Here is a 19777-nt window from a genome sequence, read left to right as displayed (position 1 = left end):
GGTCGGGGTGCCAGGCCATTCTAGGGGTACCCGGGTGTGCCGCGGGTGCGTGCGGGCCGGAGGGGGGTGGGGTAGTCTTTCCGGTCCCCCCTACCGGCCAGAGCTCGTGTCCCAGGAAGCCTCCAACGATTCCTCCGTCCACGCCGTGGATCCCGCGGCCTTCGAACCGTCCAGGCTCGAAGCCGGTGCGCGGGAGTTCTGGGACCGCACGCGGGCATTCGAGGTCGACGAATCCTCGGACAAGCCCAAGTACTACTGCCTGTCGATGCTGCCGTATCCCTCCGGTGCGCTGCACATGGGCCACGTGCGCAATTACACGATCAGCGACGTGATCAGCCGCTACAAGCGCATGACCGGGCACAACGTGCTGCAACCGATGGGCTGGGATGCCTTCGGCCTGCCGGCGGAGAACGCCGCGATCAAGAACCGCACTGCGCCGGCCAAATGGACCTACGCCAACATCGAGCACATGAGGGCGCAGCTCAAGCAGATGGGCTACGCGATCGACTGGTCCCGCGAGTTCGCCACCTGCACACCCGACTACTACGTGCACGAGCAGCGCATGTTCGTGCGCCTGATGAAGCAGGGCCTGGCCTACCGCAGGAACTCGGTGGTCAACTGGGATCCGGTCGACCAGACCGTGCTGGCCAACGAGCAGGTGATCGACGGCCGCGGTTGGCGCACCGGGGCGCTGGTGGAGAAGCGCGAGATCCCGCAGTGGTTCCTCAAGATCACCGCGTACGCGCAGGAACTGCTCGACGGCCTGGACACCCTCGATGGCTGGCCGGACGCGGTCAAGACCATGCAGCGCAACTGGATCGGCCGCTCCGAAGGCCTGGAGATCCGTTTCGACGTGCGCGACGCCGCGGGCGCCCCGGTCGAACCGCTGACCGTCTACACCACCCGCCCCGACACCCTGATGGGTGTGACCTTCGTATCGATCGCAGCCGAGCATCCGCTGGCGACGCATGCCGCACGCGACAACGAAGAGCTGGCCGCGTTCATCGCCGAACTGCGCAAGGGCGGGGTGACCGAGGCGGAGCTGGAGACCCAGGAAAAGCGCGGCATGGATACCGGCCTGCGCGCGGTGCATCCGGTCAGCGGGGAGGAGGTGCCGGTCTACGTCGCCAACTTCGTGCTGATGGGCTACGGCACCGGCGCGGTCATGGCGGTACCCGGCCACGACCAGCGCGACTGGGAATTCGCGACCCGCTACCGCCTGCCGATCCGCACGGTGGTGGTGCCCGAAGCGGTGCGTGACGCATTGAAGGAGATCCGCCGCGACCTGGGCCACCACGTCGATCCCATGGGTACGGCCCTGGGCGAGGCGGCCGCGACCGATACCTACGACACCCGCGCCGCGGTACAGGTGGTGCAGGAGTTCCAGGAGTTCCTGGACAACCAGGGCGCCTACACCGAACGTGGCTGGCTGGTGAATTCGGGCGAGCTGGACGGCATGGATTTCCAGCAGGCGTTCGATGCGCTGGTGGAGAAGCTGGGCGCGGAAGGCCACGGCCAGCGCCGGGTCAACTTCCGCCTGCGCGACTGGGGCGTCAGCCGCCAGCGCTACTGGGGTTGCCCGATCCCGGTCATCTATTGCGACGCGTGTGGTGCGGTGCCGGTGCCGGAAGACCAACTGCCGGTGGTCCTGCCGGAGGACGTCGAATTCATGGGTACCGGTTCACCGATCAAGGCCGATCCGGAATGGCGCAAGACCACCTGCCCGCAGTGCGGCGGCGCGGCCGAACGCGAGACCGACACCTTCGACACCTTCATGGAGTCGAGCTGGTACTCGGCCCGATACACATCGCCCGCCGCCTTGCAGCAGGTCGACCGGCGCGCCGACTACTGGATGCCGATCGACCAGTACATCGGCGGCATCGAGCACGCGATCCTGCACCTGCTGTACTTCCGCTTCTACCACAAGCTCATGCGCGACCAGGGCCTGGTGTCGTCCGACGAGCCGGCGCGCAACCTGCTGACCCAGGGCATGGTAATCGCCGAGACCTACTACCGTGAGAACCCCAACGGCTCGAAGGACTGGATCAACCCGGCCGACGTGGACGTGGTGCGCGACGAGCGCGGCCGGATTACCGGTGCCACCCTCAGGGCCGACGGCCAGCCGGTGGTGGTGGGCGGCATCGAGAAGATGTCCAAGTCCAAGAACAACGGCGTGGATCCCGAGGAAATGGTCGGCCGCTACGGCGCCGACACGGTCCGCCTGTTCTCGATGTTTGCCGCCCCGCCGGAGCAGTCGCTGGAATGGCACGAGGCCGGTGTCGAAGGCATGGCCCGGTTCCTGCGCCGGTTTTGGCGCGAGGTGACCGGCCATGCGGCGCAGCCTGACCATCCGGTGGTGGATCCCGCCGCACTCAATCCGGTCCAGAAGACGATGCGGCGGCAACTGCACGAGACCATCCAGAAGGTCGGCGACGACTATGGCCGGCGGCACAGCTTCAATACCGCAATCGCCGCCTTGATGGAGCTGCTCAACCACGTCACCCGGTTCAACGACATGAGCGACCAGGGCAGGGCGGTCCGGCACGAGGCCCTGGAGGCGATGGTGCTGCTGCTCAACCCGGTCACGCCGCATACCTCGCACGCACTGTGGCAGGTGTTGGGACACCCCGAGACCCTGCTGGAGGACGTGCCGTTCCCGGCAGCCGATCCCGCGGCGCTCGCGCGCGACGCGGTGACGATGGCGGTGCAGGTGAACGGCAAGCTGCGCGGCACCATCGAGGTCGCGGTCGATGCCGACAAGGCCGCGGTCGAAAAGATGGCGCTGGCCGAACCGCACGTATCGCGCTTCCTCGAGGGGTTGCAGGTGCGCAAGGTGATCGTGGTGCCGGGCAAGATCGTGAACATCGTGGCCAACTGAACCGGCACCGGTGGCCACCCGCCCGGGTCCGGCTCCGCGCTTGCCGCGGCCATCCTCCTCATACAGACTCCCCCGCATGATCCGTCGCCTGCTGTCCCTCGTCCTCGTGCTCGCCGTCTCGGCCTGCGGCTTCCACCTGCGTGACGCGCTCACGCTGCCGGTCGGCCTGGACCCGGTGAAGGTGGTCTCTCCGGATCGCTACAGCCCGTTGGCCGAGACCCTGGCCCAGGCACTCACCCGCGCAGGGGCCACGCCCGCCACGCCGGATACGCAATCGCCCGCGGTACTCGAGCTGCTGGCCGAGCAGTGGGGCAGCACGCCGGTGAGCGTCGACGAGCGTGGCCGCGCCCAGGAGTACAGCCTGCGTTATGCGGTGGTGTTCGAGCTGCGCAATGGCGACGGCACGGTACTGGTGCCGATGCAGAACATCGAGCTTTCACGCGATTACATCTCGGTGCCGGAGGCTTCGATCGGTACCGAGGGCGAACGCGACATCCTGGAACGCGAGCTGCGCCGCGAAATGGCCGCGGCGGTACTGCGCCGAATCGACGCCGCCAGCAGCCAGGGCCGCGTGGTCGACGACGTCGACGCGGTGTTCGCGCAGCCGACGGATGCCGCCCGGGCCGCGATGGAGGCGGCGGAGGCCATGGCGCCGGCCGAAGCCGGGAACGAAACGCCCAGCCCGGAACCGGCCCCGGATCCCACTCCGCGCTGATGGAATCGCAGCCGGAACAGCTGGCCGGCCAGCTCGCATCCGGGCCGCTCAAGCCTGCCTACCTCATCGCCGGTGCCGAAACCCTGCGGGTGCTGGAAGCGGCCGATGCGGTACGTGCGGCGGCACGCGCCCAGGGCATCAGCGAGCGCGAGGTGTTCGAGGCGGAGGGCAATCAGCGCGAGCCGGACTGGAGCGCGATGGAGTCCAGCTTCAATGCCCCGAGCCTGTTCGCCAGCCGCCGCCTGGTGGAGCTCCGCTTGCCGACCGGCAAGCCCGGCAAGGAGGGCGGCAGGGTCATCTGCGAGTTCTGCGCGAATCCGCCCGCCGACGTCGTGCTGCTGGTCACCGCCGGCGAGTGGAGCAAGAAGCACGCAGGCAAGTGGAGCGAGGCGATCGGGCGCATCGGCGTCATCTCGCTCGCCTATCCGGTCAAACCGCACGAATTAGCCGGCTGGATCGACCAGCGGCTGCGCTCGCGCGGGCTGAAGGCCGACCGCGACGCGGTGCAGCAACTGGCCGAACGGGTGGACGGCAACCTGCTGGCCGCCGCCCAGGAGGTCGAGAAGCTGGCGCTGCTGGCCAACGGCGACACGATTGATCTGGCCCGGATGGAATCGCTGGTGGCGGACTCGGCCCGGTACGACGTCTTCCGCGTGATCGACGCCGCCCTGAACGGGCAGCCGGCGCAGCTCGCACGGATGCTGTCCGGCCTGAAAGCCGAAGGCGAGGCGGTGCCTGCGTTGCTCGGCATGGTGGTGATGGAACTGCAGCGCACCGCGGCGTTGGCCCGTATCGAAGCGCGGGGCGGCAACATCGCCGCCGAATTCAAGGCGCAGCGGATCTGGGATTCCAAACAGCCGATGTACCGGCGCGCGCTGCAGCGGCACCCGGCGCCCCGGTGGGAAGCCTTCGTCTCGCAGGCAGGGCGCGTGGACCGCATGGCGAAGGGCCGCGAGCGCGGAGACCCCTGGACCGCGCTGGAGCGGCTGCTGCTCGCGGTGGCGGAGCCCCGCGCAATCCGCTTGCTGGCGCGTTCCGATGGCTGAACCGACCGTCCCCGAGCCCAGCCGCTTGACCATCCTTTACGGGGGCACCTTTGATCCGGTCCACCTGGGGCACCTGGCGGTTGCCCGCCATGCCCGCGATACGCTCGGCGCCAGCGTCAGGTTGATGCCGGCGGCCGATCCGCCGCATCGCGCGACGCCGGGCGCCAGCGCGCTCCACCGCGCCCGGATGCTCGACCTGGCCGTCGCCGGCGAACGGGGGCTGGAGGTCGACCGGCGGGAGATGCAGCGCAGCACGCGCTCCTACACCAGCGAAACCCTGCGCGAGCTCCGCCGCGAGCTGGGGCCCGACCAGCCGGTGGCGCTGCTGGTGGGCGCCGACAGCTTCCGCGGCCTGCCGGAGTGGAAGGACTGGGAGGTGCTCCCGACGCTCGCGCACTTCGTGGTCGCCGCGCGGCCGGGCATCGAACTGTCGGACCTGCCCGAAGCCCTGTCCCGTATCCTCGAACAGCGCCGCACCGACCGCGTGTCGGACCTGCAGGACAGCCCCGCCGGCCGGGTGCTGTTCCTGCGGCAACCACTCCAGCCCGAGTCCGCCACCCGCGTCAGGTCCCTCATCGCCGCCGGCGGGCCCTGGCAGCACCTCGTCCCTGCATCCGTGGCCGGCTACATCGACCGTCACCGGCTGTATGCATCCACGGATGCAACCTCGCCTTCGCTATAATTCCGCCGACCCCCATTCCCGAGCGCGCCTTTGACCACTCCAGCCCAAGTCATCAAGACCCAGTTGCCGAGCCCGCCCCCCTCCGTAGACGAGCTGCTGCAGGCGGTCCGCGGCGCCCTGGAGGAGCTGAAGGCGAAGGACGCGGTGGAGATCGACGTACGCGGCAAGAGCAGCGTGACCGACTACATGGTCGTCGCCGCGGGCACGTCTTCCCGGCACGTGAAATCGATCGCCGACGAGGTGGTGAAGTTCGCCAAGAAGCTGGATGTCATGCCGCTGGGCGTGGAGGGCGAAAGGGAAGCCGAGTGGGTACTGGTCGATCTCGGGGACGTGGTCGTGCACGTGATGCTGCCGCGGGTGCGCGAGTTCTACGCGCTCGAGCGCCTCTGGACGGTCGGCGACGAGCCGCCGGAAGAAATCGACGAATACGGTGACGAGACCGGCGGGAACCACGGCGCCGGCCACCGCTAGGCGCGTGGTTCCACAGCGCTCGACGCCGTGAAGGCGAAGCTCATCGCCGTAGGCGAGCGTGCCCCGCGATGGGTCGCCGAGGGCTTCGAGGACTACCGCAAGCGGTTGTCGCACTGGTTGCCGCTGGAGCTGATCGAGATCGAACCAGGCCTGCGCGGCAAGAACCGCGACGTCCTGCGGGCGACCGCCGACGAAGGCGCACGGGTACTCGCGGCGCTACCCAAGAACCCGCTGGTCGTGACGCTGGATGGCCGAGGCCGGGCGTGGAGTTCGGAGGAACTCGCGCAACGGCTGGAGCACTGGCGGGGGCAGGGGCGGGACCTCGCTTTCCTGGTGGGTGGCCCGGAAGGACACGCGCCGGATGTGCTGGCGCGGGCGGACGAGTCGTGGTCGCTGGGGCCGCTGACCCTCCCGCACATGCTGGTGCGGCTGGTGATGGCCGAGCAGCTGTACCGCGCCGCGGCGATGCTCGCCAACCACCCTTACCACCGGGCCTGACCCCACTCGGGGCGGATGCCGCCGCGCCCGTATCGGCCGCGGCGGCAGTCCTGCTGTTGCCTAGCGATCCAGGGTGAACGAGATCGGCACCAGGCCGACGGCCTGTACCGGCCGCCCATCGACCAGTGCCGGGCGGAACCGCCAGGTGGCCTCCACGTGCCGGAGCGCCGCCCGGTCGAGATCACGGTTGCCACTGCTGCGTGAGATCTCCACCGAAAGCGGGCGCCCGTCGGTATCGACCCGGATCTGCAGCAGCACGGTGCCCTGTGCCCCGTCCTGCAGGGCCCGGCGGGGGTAGGGCGGCGGCGGAGCCACTTCATATTGCAGGCTCGCACCCTCGAGAACCGGCGACAGCGACGGCGTACCCGTGGGCAGGGCGGGTGCCCTTGCGGCAGGTTCCACGGTAGGGGCGACCGGCAAACCGGCCGGCTCCGGCAGTACCACGGCCGGCTCGGGCACGCTGCGTGGGACGACAGCGGGCGTCGGCTCCGGCACACGGACCTGCTCCCGCGGCGGCTCCACCGGCACCGGGACCGGAACCACAGGCACCGGTCTCTCCCGTGGCAGCCATTCCACGTCCGGAAGCGTGATCAGCCGTTCCGGCGGCGGCTCGAACTGGATCGGCACCATCATCAGCATCAGTACGACGATATTGACCGCGATGGCGCCGGCTGCAGCGGCGATCCGGGTCGGCTCGAGCCCGAGCGGGCGGGGGTTGGCGGGACTGCGGGAAATCACCTGCATCATGGTCCACCTCCTGTCGTCGATCGTTGACTGTTGCAACGCTCGGACACGGCCGGTGGGGTTGCCCCACCCGCGGCGCCCTCGGCTTCAAGCTGCGCCATACGCTGTCGAATGGCAAGCCGCTGCTGTGGGGATGGTGGGGCGGGCCGACGGGCGGCAATGAAAAAGCCCGCCGGTGGCGGGCTCTGGTAGTGGAGCGGCGGCTCGTCAGTCGTCGGCCGCGCCCGGCTTCTCCTCGGGCTCTCGGTCCAGTCCGCCGACGTCGGGATTGGGCGGTCGCCGCGGGCGCGGGTCCTGTGCATCCTCCTTGTCCCTGGGTTCGGTCTCCGCGTAGCCCGGGTTGTGTCCCGGCTGCGGGTCGGTTGCCGGCGGCGAATCCTTGTCCGGTGTGCTCATGTGTTACCTCCCGAGTTCGAATACCACGTCAAGATTGACCGAAAGCGTCGATTCGCCCGGCGCCACCGGCGTGTCCGCCTGGGCACTCTCCATGCGCGCCATCGCCATCATCGGCACCGGCTGCGGCAGGCCCATGCCGCCGCCCTCGCTGATGCTGACGATCCGCCGTACCTGCAGCCCCAGGGTGCGGGCGTACATGTCGGCGCGGGCCTGGGCGGTCTCCAGGGCGGCGCGGCGGGCCTCGTCCCGGGCCGCCTCCTTGTCGTCCACCTCGAAGCCGGGGCCATGCACCTGGTTGGCACCCACTTCGACCAGGGCATCCATCAGCTCGCCAAGCTTGCCGATGTCGCGCACGGTGATGTTCACGGTGTTGCTGGCCTGGTAGCCGGTGATGGTCGGCGGCTGGTTGTCGTTGTAGCGATAGTCGGGGTTGAGGTTGACCCCGCTGGTCTGGATGTCGCGCTCGGCGATGCCGGCGGCGCGGATCGCCGCGACCACCTTGTCCATCTCCGTCGCATTAGCCTGCATGGCCGCACGTGCGTCCGGCGCGCGGGTGACGACGCCGGTGGATAGGGTGGCGATGTCGGGCACGCGCCTGGCTTCACCAACGGCCGATACCGACAGCAGGGTGCCCTGCACGTTGGGCTGGACGGGGACGGTCTGCTGGGCGGAAACGGGCATGGCGATGGCTCCGGTGGACAGGGCGATGGCCAGCACGAGCGGGCGCAGCGAGGCGGGAGAGAGCGAGCGGGACAGGATCATTCGGTACTCCGTTTGGAAGTGAAGGGTCTGGCGGGAGGGGTGAACGAACCGTGAGCCGAAGCGGGGTTGTGGGACGGGGAACGCCGGGGTCGCCGGTCAGCGCGGGTTATGCTTGCCCCAACACGCGTGGCCCACGCCGCGCCCGCTTCCATCTGGATCCCGATGCTGTATCTCGCTTCCAAATCCCCCCGCCGCCGGGAGCTGCTGGGCCGGCTCGGTGTCGAGTTCAACCCGATCGACCTCGACATCCCCGAAGTCCGCCAGCCCGGTGAAACCCCGGCGGACTACGTTGTCCGGGTGGCGCGCGAGAAGGCCATGGCGGGGCTGCAGCGGCTGGAGGCGGGCGGCGGGGCGCTGGTGCTCGGCTCCGATACGGAAGTGGTCCTGGACGACGAGGTCTTCGGCAAGCCGGCCGATGCCGCCGACGCGGTGGGATGCTGCAATTGCTGTCGGGACGGACCCACCAGGTCATCTCGGCGGTTTCCCTGGTGGGGGCCTCCGGCGAGTGGCGGGACTGCTCGTTCACCTCCGTCACCTTCGGCGAACTGACGGATGCCGTGATCGAGCGCTACGTCGCCACCGGCGAAGCCTTCGGCAAAGCGGGCGCCTACGGCATCCAGGGCGCGGCGGAAGTCTTCGTCAGCCGCCTGGAGGGCAGCTACTCCGGCGTCATGGGCCTGCCCCTGTACGAGACCGACAAGCTGCTGCGCCAGGCGGGGGTGATCGCGTGAGCGAGGAGATCCTGGTCAACGTCACCCCGCGGGAGACCCGGGTGGCGGTGGTCGAGAACGGCATGCTGCAGGAACTGCACATCGAGCGTGGCTGGTCCCGCGGCGTGGTCGGCAACATCTACAAGGGCAAGGTGCAGCGGGTGATGCCCGGCATGCAGGCCGCGTTCGTCGATATCGGGCTGGAGCGCGCCGCGTTCCTGCATGCGGCCGACATCGTCAAGCCGGCCCCGGTCGGCAACGGCGACGGCGAGGACACCTCGCTGCCGGCCACGCCCACGCGGCCGATCGCCGAGCTGCTGCGCGATGGCCAGGAAATCGTGGTGCAGGTGGTCAAGGACCCGATCGGCAGCAAGGGCGCGCGCCTGACCACCCAGCTGAGCATTCCCTCCCGCTACCTCGTGCTGCTGCCGCGCACGCGCGTGGTGGGGGTGTCGGCGAGGATCGAGGACGAGGTCGAGCGCGCTCGCCTGAAGGGCATCCTCGCCTCGCTCGCCGACAGCGGCGGAGGCCACGGCTACATCGTCCGGACCAACGCCGAAGGTCAGCCCGAGGAGGCGCTGGCTGAAGACGTCGCCTACCTGAGCCGCGCCTGGGCGCTGATCAACGAGAAGACGGCCAAGGCCCGGGTCGGCGAGTGCGTCTACGAGGACCTCAGCCTGCCCTTGCGCGCGGTTCGCGACCTGATCCGCCGCGACGTGGAGAAGGTGCGGGTCGACTCGCGCGAAACCTTCGAGCGGCTGCGCCAGTTCGCCGCCCAGTACATGCCGGCGGTTCAGGCGGCAGCCTCGGACGATCGCGCCGCCCTGGACGGCAAGATCGAGCACTACGCTGGCGCCCGGCCGATCTTCGACATGTACGGCATCGAGGACGAGATCCAGCGGGCGCTCGACAAGCAGGTGCCGCTCAAGTCCGGCGGTTACCTGGTGATCGACCAGACCGAGGCGATGACCACCATCGACATCAACACCGGCTCCTTCCTCGGCCAGCGCAACCTGGAAGAGACGGTCTACCGCACCAACCTGGAAGCCACCCATGCGGTGGCCCGCCAGCTCCGCCTGCGCAACCTGGGCGGGATCATCATCATCGACTTCATCGACATGACCGATCCCGAGCATCGCCGCCAGGTGCTGCGACAGCTGGAGAAATCACTCGCCCGTGACCACGCCCGGACCACCGTGTACGAGTTCTCGCCACTGGGACTGGTGGAGATGACCCGCAAGCGGACCACCGAAAGCCTGGAGCGGCAGCTCAGCGAGCCCTGCCACGAGTGCGGCGGCCGCGGAATGCTGAAGACGCCGGAGACGGTCACCTACGAGATCTTCCGGGAGATCGTGCGCCAGGTGCGCCAGTTCGATGCCGTGCGGTTGCTGGTGATGGCGTCGCCGAAGGTGGTCGCCCGCATCACCGATGAAGAGTCCGTCGCGGTCGCCGAGCTGGAGGAGTTCCTCGGCAAGTCGATCCGCTTCCAGCCCGACGACCAGTACGCCCAGGAGCAGTTCGATGTCGTGCTGCTCTGATGCCCTGACCGGCCGCTAGACCGGATGCCGACGCCGCTGCGCCGCCGCTTGCGCATGGCCCGCCGCGGGCTGGGCTACGTCGTGGCGATCGGCCTGGTGCTGGTGGCCATGGTGCTGGCCCTGGCGAACCAGCTGTTGCCGCTCGCCGAGCGCAATCCGGAGCGGGTGGCGGCTTGGCTGAGCGAACGCTCCGGCCGCCCGATCGCCTTCGACGCCGTCCAGACCGAGTGGACCCGACGCGGACCGCTGCTGCAGCTGGAGAACCTGCGCGTCGGAGAGGGGGAGGGCGCCTTCACCGTGGGCGACACCGAGATGCTGGTGTCCATCTATGCAGGCCTGTTCCCGGGAATTCCGCTGTCCGAACTGCGACTGAGGGGACTCGACCTGACCCTGGAGCGCCTGCCGGACGGGCGATGGCAGGTGCGCGGGCTGCCCGGACAGGAACAGAGCGGCGGCGACCCGCTCGCGGCGCTGGAGGGGCTGGGCGAGCTGCAGGTCATCGACGGCCGGTTGTCGGTGGTCGCGCCTGCAATGGACATCGACGCCACGATTCCCCGCATCGACCTGCGGCTGCGGGTGGAGGAAGACACCGTCCGCGCAGGCCTTCGTGCGTGGCCGACGCCGCACCCGCACGCCGGCGCCTCTCCGCTGGATGCCTCGCTCGAGCTCGACCGCACCAGCGGCGACGGGCGGGTGCACGCCGGGGCGCCGCAGGTCGACCTGGCCCAGTGGTCCTCCCTGCTCCGGCTCATGGGCGTGGCGGTGGATGCCGGGAAGGGTCGCGCCGAGGGCTGGGCCCGCCTGCGTGGCAACCGGGTGGACCAGGTCGCCGTCGACGCGGCGCTGGACGCGGTGACACTGGTCGGTGCATCCACGGAAGGGGCAGGGAACGCGAAGCAGGTCGTCCTCGCCAAGGTCGCCGGCCGCGCCCAGTGGCAGCGCATGCCGGGTGGATGGCGCCTTGACGCTCCGTCGGTCCAGATCACCGACGAAGCCGGCCAACACGAGGTCGGCGACCTCCTGCTTGCGACCGGCGAGACGATGGCGGTGCTTGCCGAGCGGGTGGACGCGGGGCCCCTGGTGCGGGTCGCCGCGCTGAGTGATCGGCTGCACCCCGCGCTACGGCGCTGGATCGGCCAGGCCGATCCGCGTGCCTCGTTGCATGACATCCGTGTCACGGGCGAGCGCGATGGTCCCCTGTCGGCCAGCGCACGTGTCACCGGCCTGGGATTCGACCCGGTCGCCGGGCGTCCGGGACTCGACGGTATCGCTGCCTCCGTGGCTGGAGACGCGACCGGCTTCAGCGCCGAACTGGATGGCGACAGCGCGGTACGCGTGCACTGGCCGGTCGCTTTCGGGCAGGACCACGTCGCCCGGCTCGAGGGCACGATTTCCGGCTGGCGTGGGGACGACGGCTGGAGCGTCGGGTCCCGTGCGCTGCGCGTTACCAGCGGCGATGTCGGCATCGATGCGCGGGGCCATCTGCGCTGGCAGGGAGACGGGTCCCGCCCCTGGATGGAGCTCGCCGCCACGGTGGACGACACCGACCTGCCGGTGGCCCGGCAGTTCTGGCTGCGCCACCTGATGTCGGATGCGCTGATCGACTGGCTCGATACCGCGCTGGTGGCCGGGCGGCTGGAGGATGGCCGCGCGCTGTTGTCGGGGGACCTGGACGAGTGGCCGTTCGAAGGTGATGACGGCCGCTTCGAGGCCAGCGCCCACATCAGCGGCGCGACGGTGCGCTACCACCCCGAGTGGGCACCGGCGGAGCAGGTGGAGGCCGATACCCGCTTCATCGGCAACGGCTTCGACATCACCGGTACCGCAAGCGTGGCCGGTATCGCCGTGGACCGGGTGGAAGCCGGGCTGGACAGCTATCGCGGCGGCACGCTGAAGGTGCGCGCGTCTGGAGATACCGGTGTGGGGCCGCTGTTCGACCTGCTCCGGGCAAGCCCGTTGCATGCGCTGCAACCGGAGACTTTCGACAGCATCGAAGGCAGCGGCCCGGCCCGGGCCAGCTTCGGACTCGACATGCCCCTGCGCGGCCGCGTCCCGCTTTCGATCGCTGGCACCGTACAACTGCAGAACGCGCGTCTGTCGGACCCGCGATGGGACCTGTCGTTCCAGGGGGTCACCGGCCAGGTCGACTACTCAAGCACCGGCTTCTCCGCCGAAGGGTTGAGGGTGCGCCACCAGGGCCGGCCCGGGCGGCTGTCGATGCGCGCCGGCGAGGGGCACGTCAACGCGGCGGCCAATGTATTCGAGGCCGAGCTCGATGCCAGCCTCGGTGTTGAAGCGCTGGCCGACCGCGCACCCCAGCTGGACTGGTTGTCGGCGCATGTGGCCGGGCGGTCGGACTGGAACGTGGCGGTCACGGTTCCAAAAGGCGGCTCGGCGGCGGAGGGGGGTGCCCGGCTCCGTATGCGCTCAGACCTCACCGGCACCACCCTGCGGCTACCGGCGCCGTTGGACAAGGCCGCGGCCACGGCGTTGGAAACCACCGTCGATGCGCCGCTGCCGCTGGAAAGCGGAGAGCTGCGCGTGGGGCTGGGCCATCTGATGGCCCTGCGTGCGCGCAGTGGCAATGGCCGTACCGGCGTCCGCATCGAGGCCGGCAGTAACCGGGTGGCGGAGGCACCGCCTTCCTCCGGGCTCATCGCTACCGGGCGCGCCGCACGTCTCGATGCACTGGAATGGCTGGGCCTGGTGCAGGGCGGCGATGGCGGTGGAGATTTTCCGCTGCGGCGTGTCGATATCACCGCCGGCGGCCTGAGGCTGCTCGGCAGCACGTTCCCGGATACCCGGGTGCGCGTGTCGCCCGATGCCAGCGGTGGGATGGTCGTGACGGCCACCGGCGCTTCCCTCGACGGGCGGCTCCGGGTGCCGAAAGCGGAGGGCGTGGCCATTTCGGGTCGCTTCGCCCGGCTGCACTGGCGATCCACGCGCGAAGGCACCGCCCCGGCCGGGCCAACGGCGACCAGCGCAACGGCACCGGCCCCGGACGATGGCATGGATCCCGCGCGCATCCCCTCGTTGTCGATCGACGTCGACGATCTCAAGGTGGCGGATGCCGCGCTGGGCCGTGGCACCATCCGCACCCGGCAGACGCCCGCCGGGCTGCAACTCGTGCAACTGGCGACCCGCGGTGATGGCGAGGCCATCGACGCCACCGGCAGCTGGACCGGGATCGGCACGGCGGCCCGTACGAAAATGGTGGCCGACGTGACCAGCGACGACTTCGGGAAGCTGATGTCGGAGCTCGGGCTGGGCAACCGGTTGGCGGACGGCGAAGGCCGGTTGCATCTCAGCGCAGGCTGGCCCGGCAGCCCCGCGGCGTTCCAGCCCGCCCGCCTCGATGGTGAGCTGGAGATCGACGTGCGCGACGGCACGTTGATCGAGGTCGAGCCCGGTGCCGGTCGCGTGCTCGGCCTGCTCAGCCTTGCCGAGCTTCCGCGGCGGCTGTCGCTGGATTTCGGCGACTTCTTCCAGAAGGGCTTCGCGTTCAACCGACTGGACGGCAACATCCGGTTCGAGGATGGCCGGGCACGCAGTGAAAACCTCACCATCGAGGGACCCGCGGCCGAGATCAACATCCGTGGCGCGGCGGACCTGCGCAATGCCACCTTCGACCAGACCATCGAAGTGCTGCCCCGTACCGGCAACCTGCTGACCGCGGTCGGAGCGATCGCCGGTGGCCCCGTCGGCGCGGCACTGGGCGCGGCCGCCAACGCCGTGCTGCAGAAGCCGCTGGGCCAGATGGCGGCCAAGACCTACCGCGTCACCGGCCCTTGGGGAGCACCCGAGGTCGAGGTGGTCGGCCGCGACCAGGGCCGGGCAGCCACCCCGACGCCCCCGCCCGCAGGTTGAAGCGGCCGGCACCGCCCGCATATCGTCATAAGGCCCCGGTCATCGGGGCCTCGTTTTTCCACTTCCAGATGGCCGCCCCATGACCCTACCGCTCCAACTCGCCGAGACCCGCCTGCTGCTGCCCGCCGGGCTCGATGCCGGTGGCCTCGAACGCACCTTCGGGACACTGCTGGGGCCGGGCGTCGATTTCGGCGACCTGTATTTCCAGCACACCCGCCGCGAGAGCTGGACGGTCGAGGACGGTATCGTCAAGGACGGCGCCCATTCGATCGAGCAGGGCGTGGGCGTGCGTGCGATCAGCGGCGAGAAGACCGGCTTCGCGTACTCCGACGAGATCAACGCGGCGGCGTTGATGGAGGCCTCGCGATCGGCCCGCGCCATCGCCCGCGACGGCTCCACCATCACCACCCATTCGCTGATGCAGGGCACCGGGCGCGAACTCTATGCACCACGCGACCCGATCGATTCGCTGCCCAACGAGGAGAAGGTCGAAGCCCTGCGCCGCATCGACAAGCTGGTGCGCGCCGCCGACCCCCGCGTGAAGCAGGTGATGGTGAGCCTGTCCGGTGGCGTCGACACCATCCTGGTCGCCAGCAGCACCGGCGTGCTGGCCGCGGACGTGCGGCCGCTGGTGCGTTTCAACGTGCAGGTGATCGTCGAGCAGGGCGGGCGCCGCGAGTCCGGCTACACCGGTGGTGGCGGGCGCTATGACTACGCCGAGCTGCTGGCCGACGGCAAACCGGAGGCCTGGGCACGCGAAGCCCTGCGGCAGGCGCTCGTCAACCTGGAGGCGGTGGATGCGCCGGCCGGGGTGATGCCGGTGGTGCTGGGCAGCGGCTGGCCGGGCGTGCTGCTGCACGAAGCGGTCGGGCACGGCCTGGAGGGCGACTTCAACCGCAAGGGCACCAGCACCTATGCCGGCCGCATGGGCCAGCGCGTGGCCTCGCCGGGCGTCACCATCGTCGACGACGGCACCCTGCCGGGCCGCCGCGGATCGCTCAACATCGACGACGAAGGCATGCCGACCGAATGCACGACGCTGATCGAGGACGGCGTGCTGGTGGGTTACATGCAGGACTCACTGAACGCGCGGCTGATGGGCATGAAGCCGACCGGCAATGCGCGCCGCGAGTCGTTCGCGCACTTGGTGATGCCGCGCATGACCAATACCTACATGCAGGCCGGCGAACATGATCCGGAAGAGATGATCCGCTCGGTGAAGAAGGGCCTGTACGCGGTCAACTTCGGCGGCGGGCAGGTCGATATCACCAGCGGCAAGTACGTCTTCTCGGCCACCGAGGCCTACCTGATCGAGGACGGCAGGATCACCGCGCCGGTGAAGGGCGCGACGCTGATCGGCAACGGCCCGGAGACCATGCAGAAGGTGCGCATGATCGGGCACGACCTCGCGCTGGACGAGGGTGTCGGCGTGTGCGGCAAGGACGGCCAGAGCGTACCGGTCGGCGTGGGCCAGCCGTCACTGCTGATCGACGGGCTGACGGTGGGCGGCACGCAGGCGTGAGCCTGGCGCCGCCCGCGGAATCACGCGGTCTCTTCGTCGCCGTCTTCGGGGTCGGCATCGGTGGCCGTCGGCAGCATCGTCTCGCGCAGGTGCCGGAACAGTTCGCGGTAGGCCCGCGGCGGCTTGTTGCGCTTGCGCTCCTCCAGGGTGTTGCGCACCAGCTGGCGCAACGCCTGGCGGTCGGCTTCCGGATGCTGCTCGACCAGCTCGCCCAGCGCTTGGTCGCCTTCGTCCAGCAGGCGCTCGCGCCATGCTTCGACCCGGTGCATGGCTGCCACCTCGCGGCGCGCGGCCTCGCCCTTCTCGTCCATGGCATCGCGGATCGCATCCAGCGTCTCGTCGTCCTGCCGGCGCATCTGCTTGGCCAGGAACGCCAGTTGCCGCTTGTGGGCGATGTGGGAAGTGATGCGGCGGGTGTCGCGGATGTGCGGCAGCAGTTCCTCCGGCACCGGCAGGCGCGCCAGCTGGGCGTCGGTCAGTGCGACCAGGCGCTCGCCCAGCGACAGGATCTCCAGCGCCTCGCGCCGCTGCTGGCTGCGGCTGGCGCCGCGGTATTCGCCGGTTTCTTCGTCTACGCCGCGCATCTTGCCCCTTCCAGAAAACCCGGTTTCCGCAGATCTGGCGGAAACACCATCGTGCAAGGATAAGACATTGAACGACATCGCCCCTTCATCCGTGCCCCCCGCCGCCGACAGCGAAGCCCGCCTGGACATGCTGGCCGGGCTGTCGCGCCGCCTGCTCGACCACGCCCTGGCCGAGGGTACCGACCAGGCGGAGGTCTCCTGCTCCGAAGACACCGGCCTCAACGTCAACGTGCGCATGGGCGAGGTCGAGACGGTGGAATCCACCCGCGACCGCGGCATTGCAGTCACCGTGTACTTCGGCGGCCGCAAGGGCAGTGCTTCGACCGCCGACCTGCGCGAGGACAGCCTGCAGGCGACGATCCAGCAGGCCTGCGCGATCGCACGCCACACCGAACACGACCCGGCGGCCGGCCTGGCCGATGCCGGGCTGATGGCCACCGACATCCGCGAGTTCGACAGCTGGCATCCCTGGGACCTGGACGCCGACCACGCGATCGAGCTGGCGCTGGCATGCGAACAGGCCGGACGCGACCACGATCCGAGGCTGGAGAACTCCGACGGCGCCTCCGTCGGCAGCGGCAGCAGCCTGTCGGTGTATGCCAACTCGCATGGTTTTGTCGGGCGCGAGCGCAGCACCCAGCACAGCCTGGGCTGCGCGCTGATTGCCGGGCGCGGCGAAGGCATGCAGCGCGACGGCTGGTACAGCATCGCGCTGTCGGCGGACGAGCTGGAATCGGCCGCGACCATCGGCCGCAAGGCCGCCGAACGCGCCGTGTCGCGCCTGGCGCCACGGCAGGTGCCGACCGGTGAATACCCGGTGCTGTATTCGGCCGAGGTGGCGCGGTCCCTGGTCGGGCACCTGCTCGGCGCGGTATCGGGCGGTGCGCTCTACCGCCGCGCCAGCTTCCTGGTCGACAGCGCCGGCACGCAGCTCTTCCCCGAGTGGTTCGGGATCGAGGAGCTGCCGTTCCTGCCGCGCGGCTTCCGCTCCGCTTCGTTCGATGCCGAGGGCGTGGCGACCCGTGAGTCGCCCCTGGTGCGCGCCGGCGTGCTGCAGCGTTACATCCTGGGCAGCTATTCGGCTCGCCGCCTCGGCCTGCAGACCACTGCCAACGCCGGCGGGGTGCACAACCTGCAGGTCGCTTCCAATGCGGGCGACCTCGATTCGATGATCGCCGGCATGGGTCGCGGCCTGCTGGTCACCGAGCTGATGGGGCAGGGCGTCAACAACATCACCGGCGATTACTCGCGCGGCGCCGCCGGCTTCTGGATCGAGGACGGCCGGATCCAGTATCCGGTGGACGGCATCACCATCGCCGGCAACCTCAGGAAGATGTTTGCTGCGATCGAGGCGGTGGGCAGCGATGTCGACACCCGTTCCCACGTGCGCACCGGTTCGATCCTCGTGGGCCGCATGACGGTGGCCGGCGAAGGCTGACCATCGCGTTGGCTGTGGCGGTCGGTGTGTGCGTGGCATAGTGTCGATTCACGTGACCGTCACCAGGAGCTGCAAGTGAACCCCAACGAGAACGAGCCGGGCACGCCGCCCAACGATCCGCCTTCCAGCCAGCCTGCGTCCGGCCAGGCGCCGCCGAGCCCGCCGCCGCCGAATGATCCGCCCGCTGGTGGTCCGCCGCCGTTCAACCAGCCGCCGCCGGCCGCGGAGACGGCTGCCCCGGGGCACTCCCCGGAACAGCGCCAGTGGGCGATGTTCGCGCACCTGTCGGCGATCGTCGGTGGACTGCTCACCGCGGGTTGGGCCGGCAGCATCGGTGTATTCATCGGCCCGCTGATCATCTGGATGGTCAAGAAGGACACGATGCCCTTCGTCGATGACCAGGGCAAAGAGGCGCTCAACTTCAACATCACCGTCGGTATCGTCTTCCTGGCGCTGCTGCTGCTGTCGGTGCTGACCCTCGGCATCGGCCTGATCATCGCGATCCCGGCGTGGATCATCATCGGCATCGCCTGGCTGGTGTTCGCCATCATCGGTGGCATCAAGGCCAACGAAGGCGTGGCCTACCGCTACCCGCTGACGATGCGGCTGATCAAGTAAGGAATACGGGCGCCGGCCACCCGGCTGGCGCCCGCTGTTTTTGCAGGAACCTGTAGGAGCGGCTTCAGCCGCGATCGGGAGCCGGCGACAGGTGCCGTTTCCGGATCGCGGCTGAAGCCGCTCCTACAGGTTTTTGCGCGTCGGATGCGGGACGATCAGCGGTCGCGTTCGACCGCCAGCCGGCCCAGCGAGCGCAGCGCCTTGGCGCGCTCTCCGAACGGAGCCAGTGCCTCGTCCATCACCCGGCGCAGCTCGTCCAGCCGATCGCGCGACGCCTGCATGCCGATCAGTGCCGGGAAGGTGGCCTTGTCCTGCTCGGCATCCTTGCCGACGGTCTTGCCGAGGGTGTCGCTGTCGCCTTCGACGTCGAGGATGTCGTCGCGTACCTGGAAGGCCAGGCCCAGCGCGGAGGCGAATGCGTCGAGGCGCGCCAGGGTGTCTTCATCGCCGCCACCGGCGAGGGCCCCCATCCGCACCGCGGCCCGGATCAGGGCGCCGGTCTTGAGGGCGTGCAGCCGCTCGAGGTCGGCGACGGTGAGGCTGCCGCCATTGCCGGTCGCCTCCAGGTCGAGTGCCTGGCCGCCACACATGCCGGACGCGCCGGCAGCGCCCGCCAGCGTGGCCAGCAGCTGTCCGCGCAGCGCGGCGTCGCCAGGTGCTCCCGCGAGCACCTGGAACGCCAGCGACTGCAGGGCATCGCCGGCCAGGATCGCCGTGGCCTCGTCGAACGCGACGTGCACGGTGGGCTGCCCGCGGCGCAGTGCGTCGTCGTCCATGGCCGGCAGGTCGTCATGGACCAGCGAGTAGGCATGCACCAGTTCGACGGCCACTGCCGGTGCATCCAGCAGCGCCGTATCGGCATCCAGCAGGGCACCCGTGGCGTGGACCAGCAGCGGGCGCATGCGCTTGCCACCCAGCAGCACCGCATGGCGCATGGCGGCGTGCAAACGCCCGGGCGAAACCGAAGGGTCAGGCAGCGCCTGTGCCAGCGCCGCGTCGGTGCGCTCGCGCCACGCCGCCAGGCGCGGGTCAGTCATTGCGTTCGGAGGGCCCCGGGGCTGCGGCGAAGTCCTCGCCGCTGGCGGGATCCTGCGGGTCGCTGAGCAGGCGCACGCGCAGCTCCGCCTGTTCCAGCGCCGTCTGGCAATGCCGGTACAACCCGACCCCGCGCTCGTACGCCGCCAGGGACTCCTCCAGCGTCATGTCGCCGTGTTCCATCTTCTCGACCAGTTGCTCGAGCGCGTCCAGGGACGTCTCGAAATCGGCGACCGGCGAGGCTTCGTTCTGGGTTTTCCGTGCCATCGGGCA

General features: G+C 69.7%; 17 protein-coding genes and 1 pseudogene. 12 read left to right on the top strand and 6 right to left on the bottom strand.

The window, feature by feature from the left end:
- Positions 1-145 precede the first annotated feature (145 nt).
- From leuS to rlmH, 6 genes are all read left to right on the top strand, one after another.
- On the top strand, positions 146-2878 hold the full coding sequence (gene leuS, locus B5D37_RS03600; protein ID WP_425478026.1) for a leucine--tRNA ligase: 2733 nt from the start codon (positions 146-148) through the stop codon (positions 2876-2878).
- Positions 2879-2954: 76 nt separating this feature from the next.
- Complete coding sequence (locus B5D37_RS03595) at positions 2955-3593, top strand: LPS-assembly lipoprotein LptE (RefSeq protein WP_078757292.1); 639 nt, start codon at positions 2955-2957, stop codon at positions 3591-3593.
- Positions 3593-4639: a DNA polymerase III subunit delta gene (gene holA, locus B5D37_RS03590; RefSeq protein ID WP_078757291.1), complete on the top strand. Its 1047-nt coding sequence runs from the start codon at positions 3593-3595 to the stop codon at positions 4637-4639. Before B5D37_RS03595 ends, holA begins: the two co-directional genes overlap by 1 nt.
- A complete protein-coding gene (gene nadD / locus B5D37_RS03585) occupies positions 4632-5321 on the top strand; it encodes a nicotinate-nucleotide adenylyltransferase (protein WP_078757290.1) in 690 nt (229 codons plus the stop codon). Before holA ends, nadD begins: the two co-directional genes overlap by 8 nt.
- 30 nt (positions 5322-5351) lie before the next feature.
- Positions 5352-5792 (top strand): ribosome silencing factor, encoded by a 441-nt coding sequence (gene rsfS / locus B5D37_RS03580; RefSeq protein WP_078757289.1) that lies wholly within the window; start codon positions 5352-5354, stop codon positions 5790-5792.
- A gap of 27 nt (positions 5793-5819) precedes the next feature.
- Entirely contained in the window at positions 5820-6290 is a 471-nt protein-coding gene (gene rlmH, locus B5D37_RS03575) for a 23S rRNA (pseudouridine(1915)-N(3))-methyltransferase RlmH (RefSeq protein ID WP_078757288.1), read from the top strand.
- A gap of 60 nt (positions 6291-6350) precedes the next feature.
- Here rlmH and B5D37_RS03570 read toward each other — a convergent pair whose 3' ends face one another.
- The 3 genes from B5D37_RS03570 to B5D37_RS03560 all read right to left on the bottom strand — a co-directional run bounded on the left by B5D37_RS03570 (position 6351) and on the right by B5D37_RS03560 (position 8192).
- On the bottom strand, positions 6351-7034 hold the full coding sequence (locus tag B5D37_RS03570; protein ID WP_143814105.1) for an energy transducer TonB: 684 nt from the start codon (positions 7032-7034) through the stop codon (positions 6351-6353).
- Between the two features lie 207 nt (positions 7035-7241).
- Positions 7242-7430, bottom strand: coding sequence for a hypothetical protein (locus B5D37_RS03565; protein WP_078757286.1), 189 nt, complete (start codon positions 7428-7430; stop codon positions 7242-7244).
- 3 nt (positions 7431-7433) lie between these two features.
- Positions 7434-8192, bottom strand: coding sequence for an SIMPL domain-containing protein (locus tag B5D37_RS03560; RefSeq protein ID WP_078757285.1), 759 nt, complete (start codon positions 8190-8192; stop codon positions 7434-7436).
- A 162-nt stretch (positions 8193-8354) separates the two neighbouring features.
- On the opposite strand from B5D37_RS03560, the pseudogene B5D37_RS03555 reads away from it, so the two are divergent.
- From B5D37_RS03555 to tldD, 4 genes and pseudogenes are all read left to right on the top strand, one after another.
- Positions 8355-8923: pseudogene (locus B5D37_RS03555) on the top strand (Maf family protein).
- The gene (gene rng, locus B5D37_RS03550; protein WP_078757284.1) at positions 8920-10440 is read left to right on the top strand and encodes a ribonuclease G; all 1521 of its coding nucleotides are present in this window, start codon (positions 8920-8922) and stop codon (positions 10438-10440) included. Before B5D37_RS03555 ends, rng begins: the two are co-directional and overlap by 4 nt.
- 24 nt (positions 10441-10464) lie before the next feature.
- A complete protein-coding gene (locus tag B5D37_RS03545; RefSeq protein WP_078757283.1) occupies positions 10465-14307 on the top strand; it encodes a YhdP family protein in 3843 nt (1280 codons plus the stop codon).
- A gap of 79 nt (positions 14308-14386) precedes the next feature.
- On the top strand, positions 14387-15829 hold the full coding sequence (gene tldD / locus B5D37_RS03540) for a metalloprotease TldD (protein ID WP_078757282.1): 1443 nt from the start codon (positions 14387-14389) through the stop codon (positions 15827-15829).
- Between the two features lie 20 nt (positions 15830-15849).
- On the opposite strand, the gene yjgA is transcribed toward tldD, so the two are convergent.
- The gene (gene yjgA / locus B5D37_RS03535) at positions 15850-16413 is read right to left on the bottom strand and encodes a ribosome biogenesis factor YjgA (protein WP_078757281.1); all 564 of its coding nucleotides are present in this window, start codon (positions 16411-16413) and stop codon (positions 15850-15852) included.
- Positions 16414-16540: 127 nt separating this feature from the next.
- On the opposite strand from yjgA, the gene pmbA reads away from it, so the two are divergent.
- Positions 16541-17851, top strand: coding sequence for a metalloprotease PmbA (gene pmbA / locus B5D37_RS03530; RefSeq protein ID WP_078757474.1), 1311 nt, complete (start codon positions 16541-16543; stop codon positions 17849-17851).
- A gap of 270 nt (positions 17852-18121) precedes the next feature.
- Positions 18122-18469: a DUF4870 domain-containing protein gene (locus B5D37_RS15250; protein ID WP_078757473.1), complete on the top strand. Its 348-nt coding sequence runs from the start codon at positions 18122-18124 to the stop codon at positions 18467-18469.
- A 155-nt stretch (positions 18470-18624) separates the two neighbouring features.
- On the opposite strand, the gene B5D37_RS03520 is transcribed toward B5D37_RS15250, so the two are convergent.
- Both B5D37_RS03520 and B5D37_RS03515 read right to left on the bottom strand, forming a co-directional pair.
- Complete coding sequence (locus B5D37_RS03520) at positions 18625-19506, bottom strand: polyprenyl synthetase family protein (protein WP_078757280.1); 882 nt, start codon at positions 19504-19506, stop codon at positions 18625-18627.
- The gene (locus tag B5D37_RS03515; protein WP_078757279.1) at positions 19499-19771 is read right to left on the bottom strand and encodes an exodeoxyribonuclease VII small subunit; all 273 of its coding nucleotides are present in this window, start codon (positions 19769-19771) and stop codon (positions 19499-19501) included. Before B5D37_RS03515 ends, B5D37_RS03520 begins: the two co-directional genes overlap by 8 nt.
- Positions 19772-19777: the final 6 nt, after the last annotated feature.

It is taken from the genome of Lysobacter spongiicola DSM 21749, from assembly GCF_900167055.1.
Classification (GTDB): domain Bacteria; phylum Pseudomonadota; class Gammaproteobacteria; order Xanthomonadales; family Xanthomonadaceae; genus Novilysobacter; species Novilysobacter spongiicola.
Note: the sequence above shows the minus strand (reverse complement) of the source record. Positions and strands in the feature narration are given on the sequence as shown.

What these genes read in the sequence shown, in the direction of transcription:
- nadD (WP_078757290.1), top strand. Translation starts at nt 4,632, where the DNA reads ATGGCTGAACCGACCGTCCCCGAGCCCAGCCGCTTGACCATCCTTTAC.
- yjgA (WP_078757281.1), bottom strand. Translation starts at nt 16,413, where the DNA reads ATGCGCGGCGTAGACGAAGAAACCGGCGAATACCGCGGCGCCAGCCGC.
- B5D37_RS03545 (WP_078757283.1), top strand. Translation starts at nt 10,465, where the DNA reads ATGCCGACGCCGCTGCGCCGCCGCTTGCGCATGGCCCGCCGCGGGCTG.
- pmbA (WP_078757474.1), top strand. Translation starts at nt 16,541, where the DNA reads ATGCTGGCCGGGCTGTCGCGCCGCCTGCTCGACCACGCCCTGGCCGAG.
- B5D37_RS15250 (WP_078757473.1), top strand. Translation starts at nt 18,122, where the DNA reads ATGTTCGCGCACCTGTCGGCGATCGTCGGTGGACTGCTCACCGCGGGT.
- B5D37_RS03570 (WP_143814105.1), bottom strand. Translation starts at nt 7,034, where the DNA reads ATGCAGGTGATTTCCCGCAGTCCCGCCAACCCCCGCCCGCTCGGGCTC.
- tldD (WP_078757282.1), top strand. Translation starts at nt 14,387, where the DNA reads ATGACCCTACCGCTCCAACTCGCCGAGACCCGCCTGCTGCTGCCCGCC.
- B5D37_RS03565 (WP_078757286.1), bottom strand. Translation starts at nt 7,430, where the DNA reads ATGAGCACACCGGACAAGGATTCGCCGCCGGCAACCGACCCGCAGCCG.
- holA (WP_078757291.1), top strand. Translation starts at nt 3,593, where the DNA reads ATGGAATCGCAGCCGGAACAGCTGGCCGGCCAGCTCGCATCCGGGCCG.
- B5D37_RS03515 (WP_078757279.1), bottom strand. Translation starts at nt 19,771, where the DNA reads ATGGCACGGAAAACCCAGAACGAAGCCTCGCCGGTCGCCGATTTCGAG.
- B5D37_RS03560 (WP_078757285.1), bottom strand. Translation starts at nt 8,192, where the DNA reads ATGATCCTGTCCCGCTCGCTCTCTCCCGCCTCGCTGCGCCCGCTCGTG.
- B5D37_RS03595 (WP_078757292.1), top strand. Translation starts at nt 2,955, where the DNA reads ATGATCCGTCGCCTGCTGTCCCTCGTCCTCGTGCTCGCCGTCTCGGCC.
- B5D37_RS03520 (WP_078757280.1), bottom strand. Translation starts at nt 19,506, where the DNA reads ATGACTGACCCGCGCCTGGCGGCGTGGCGCGAGCGCACCGACGCGGCG.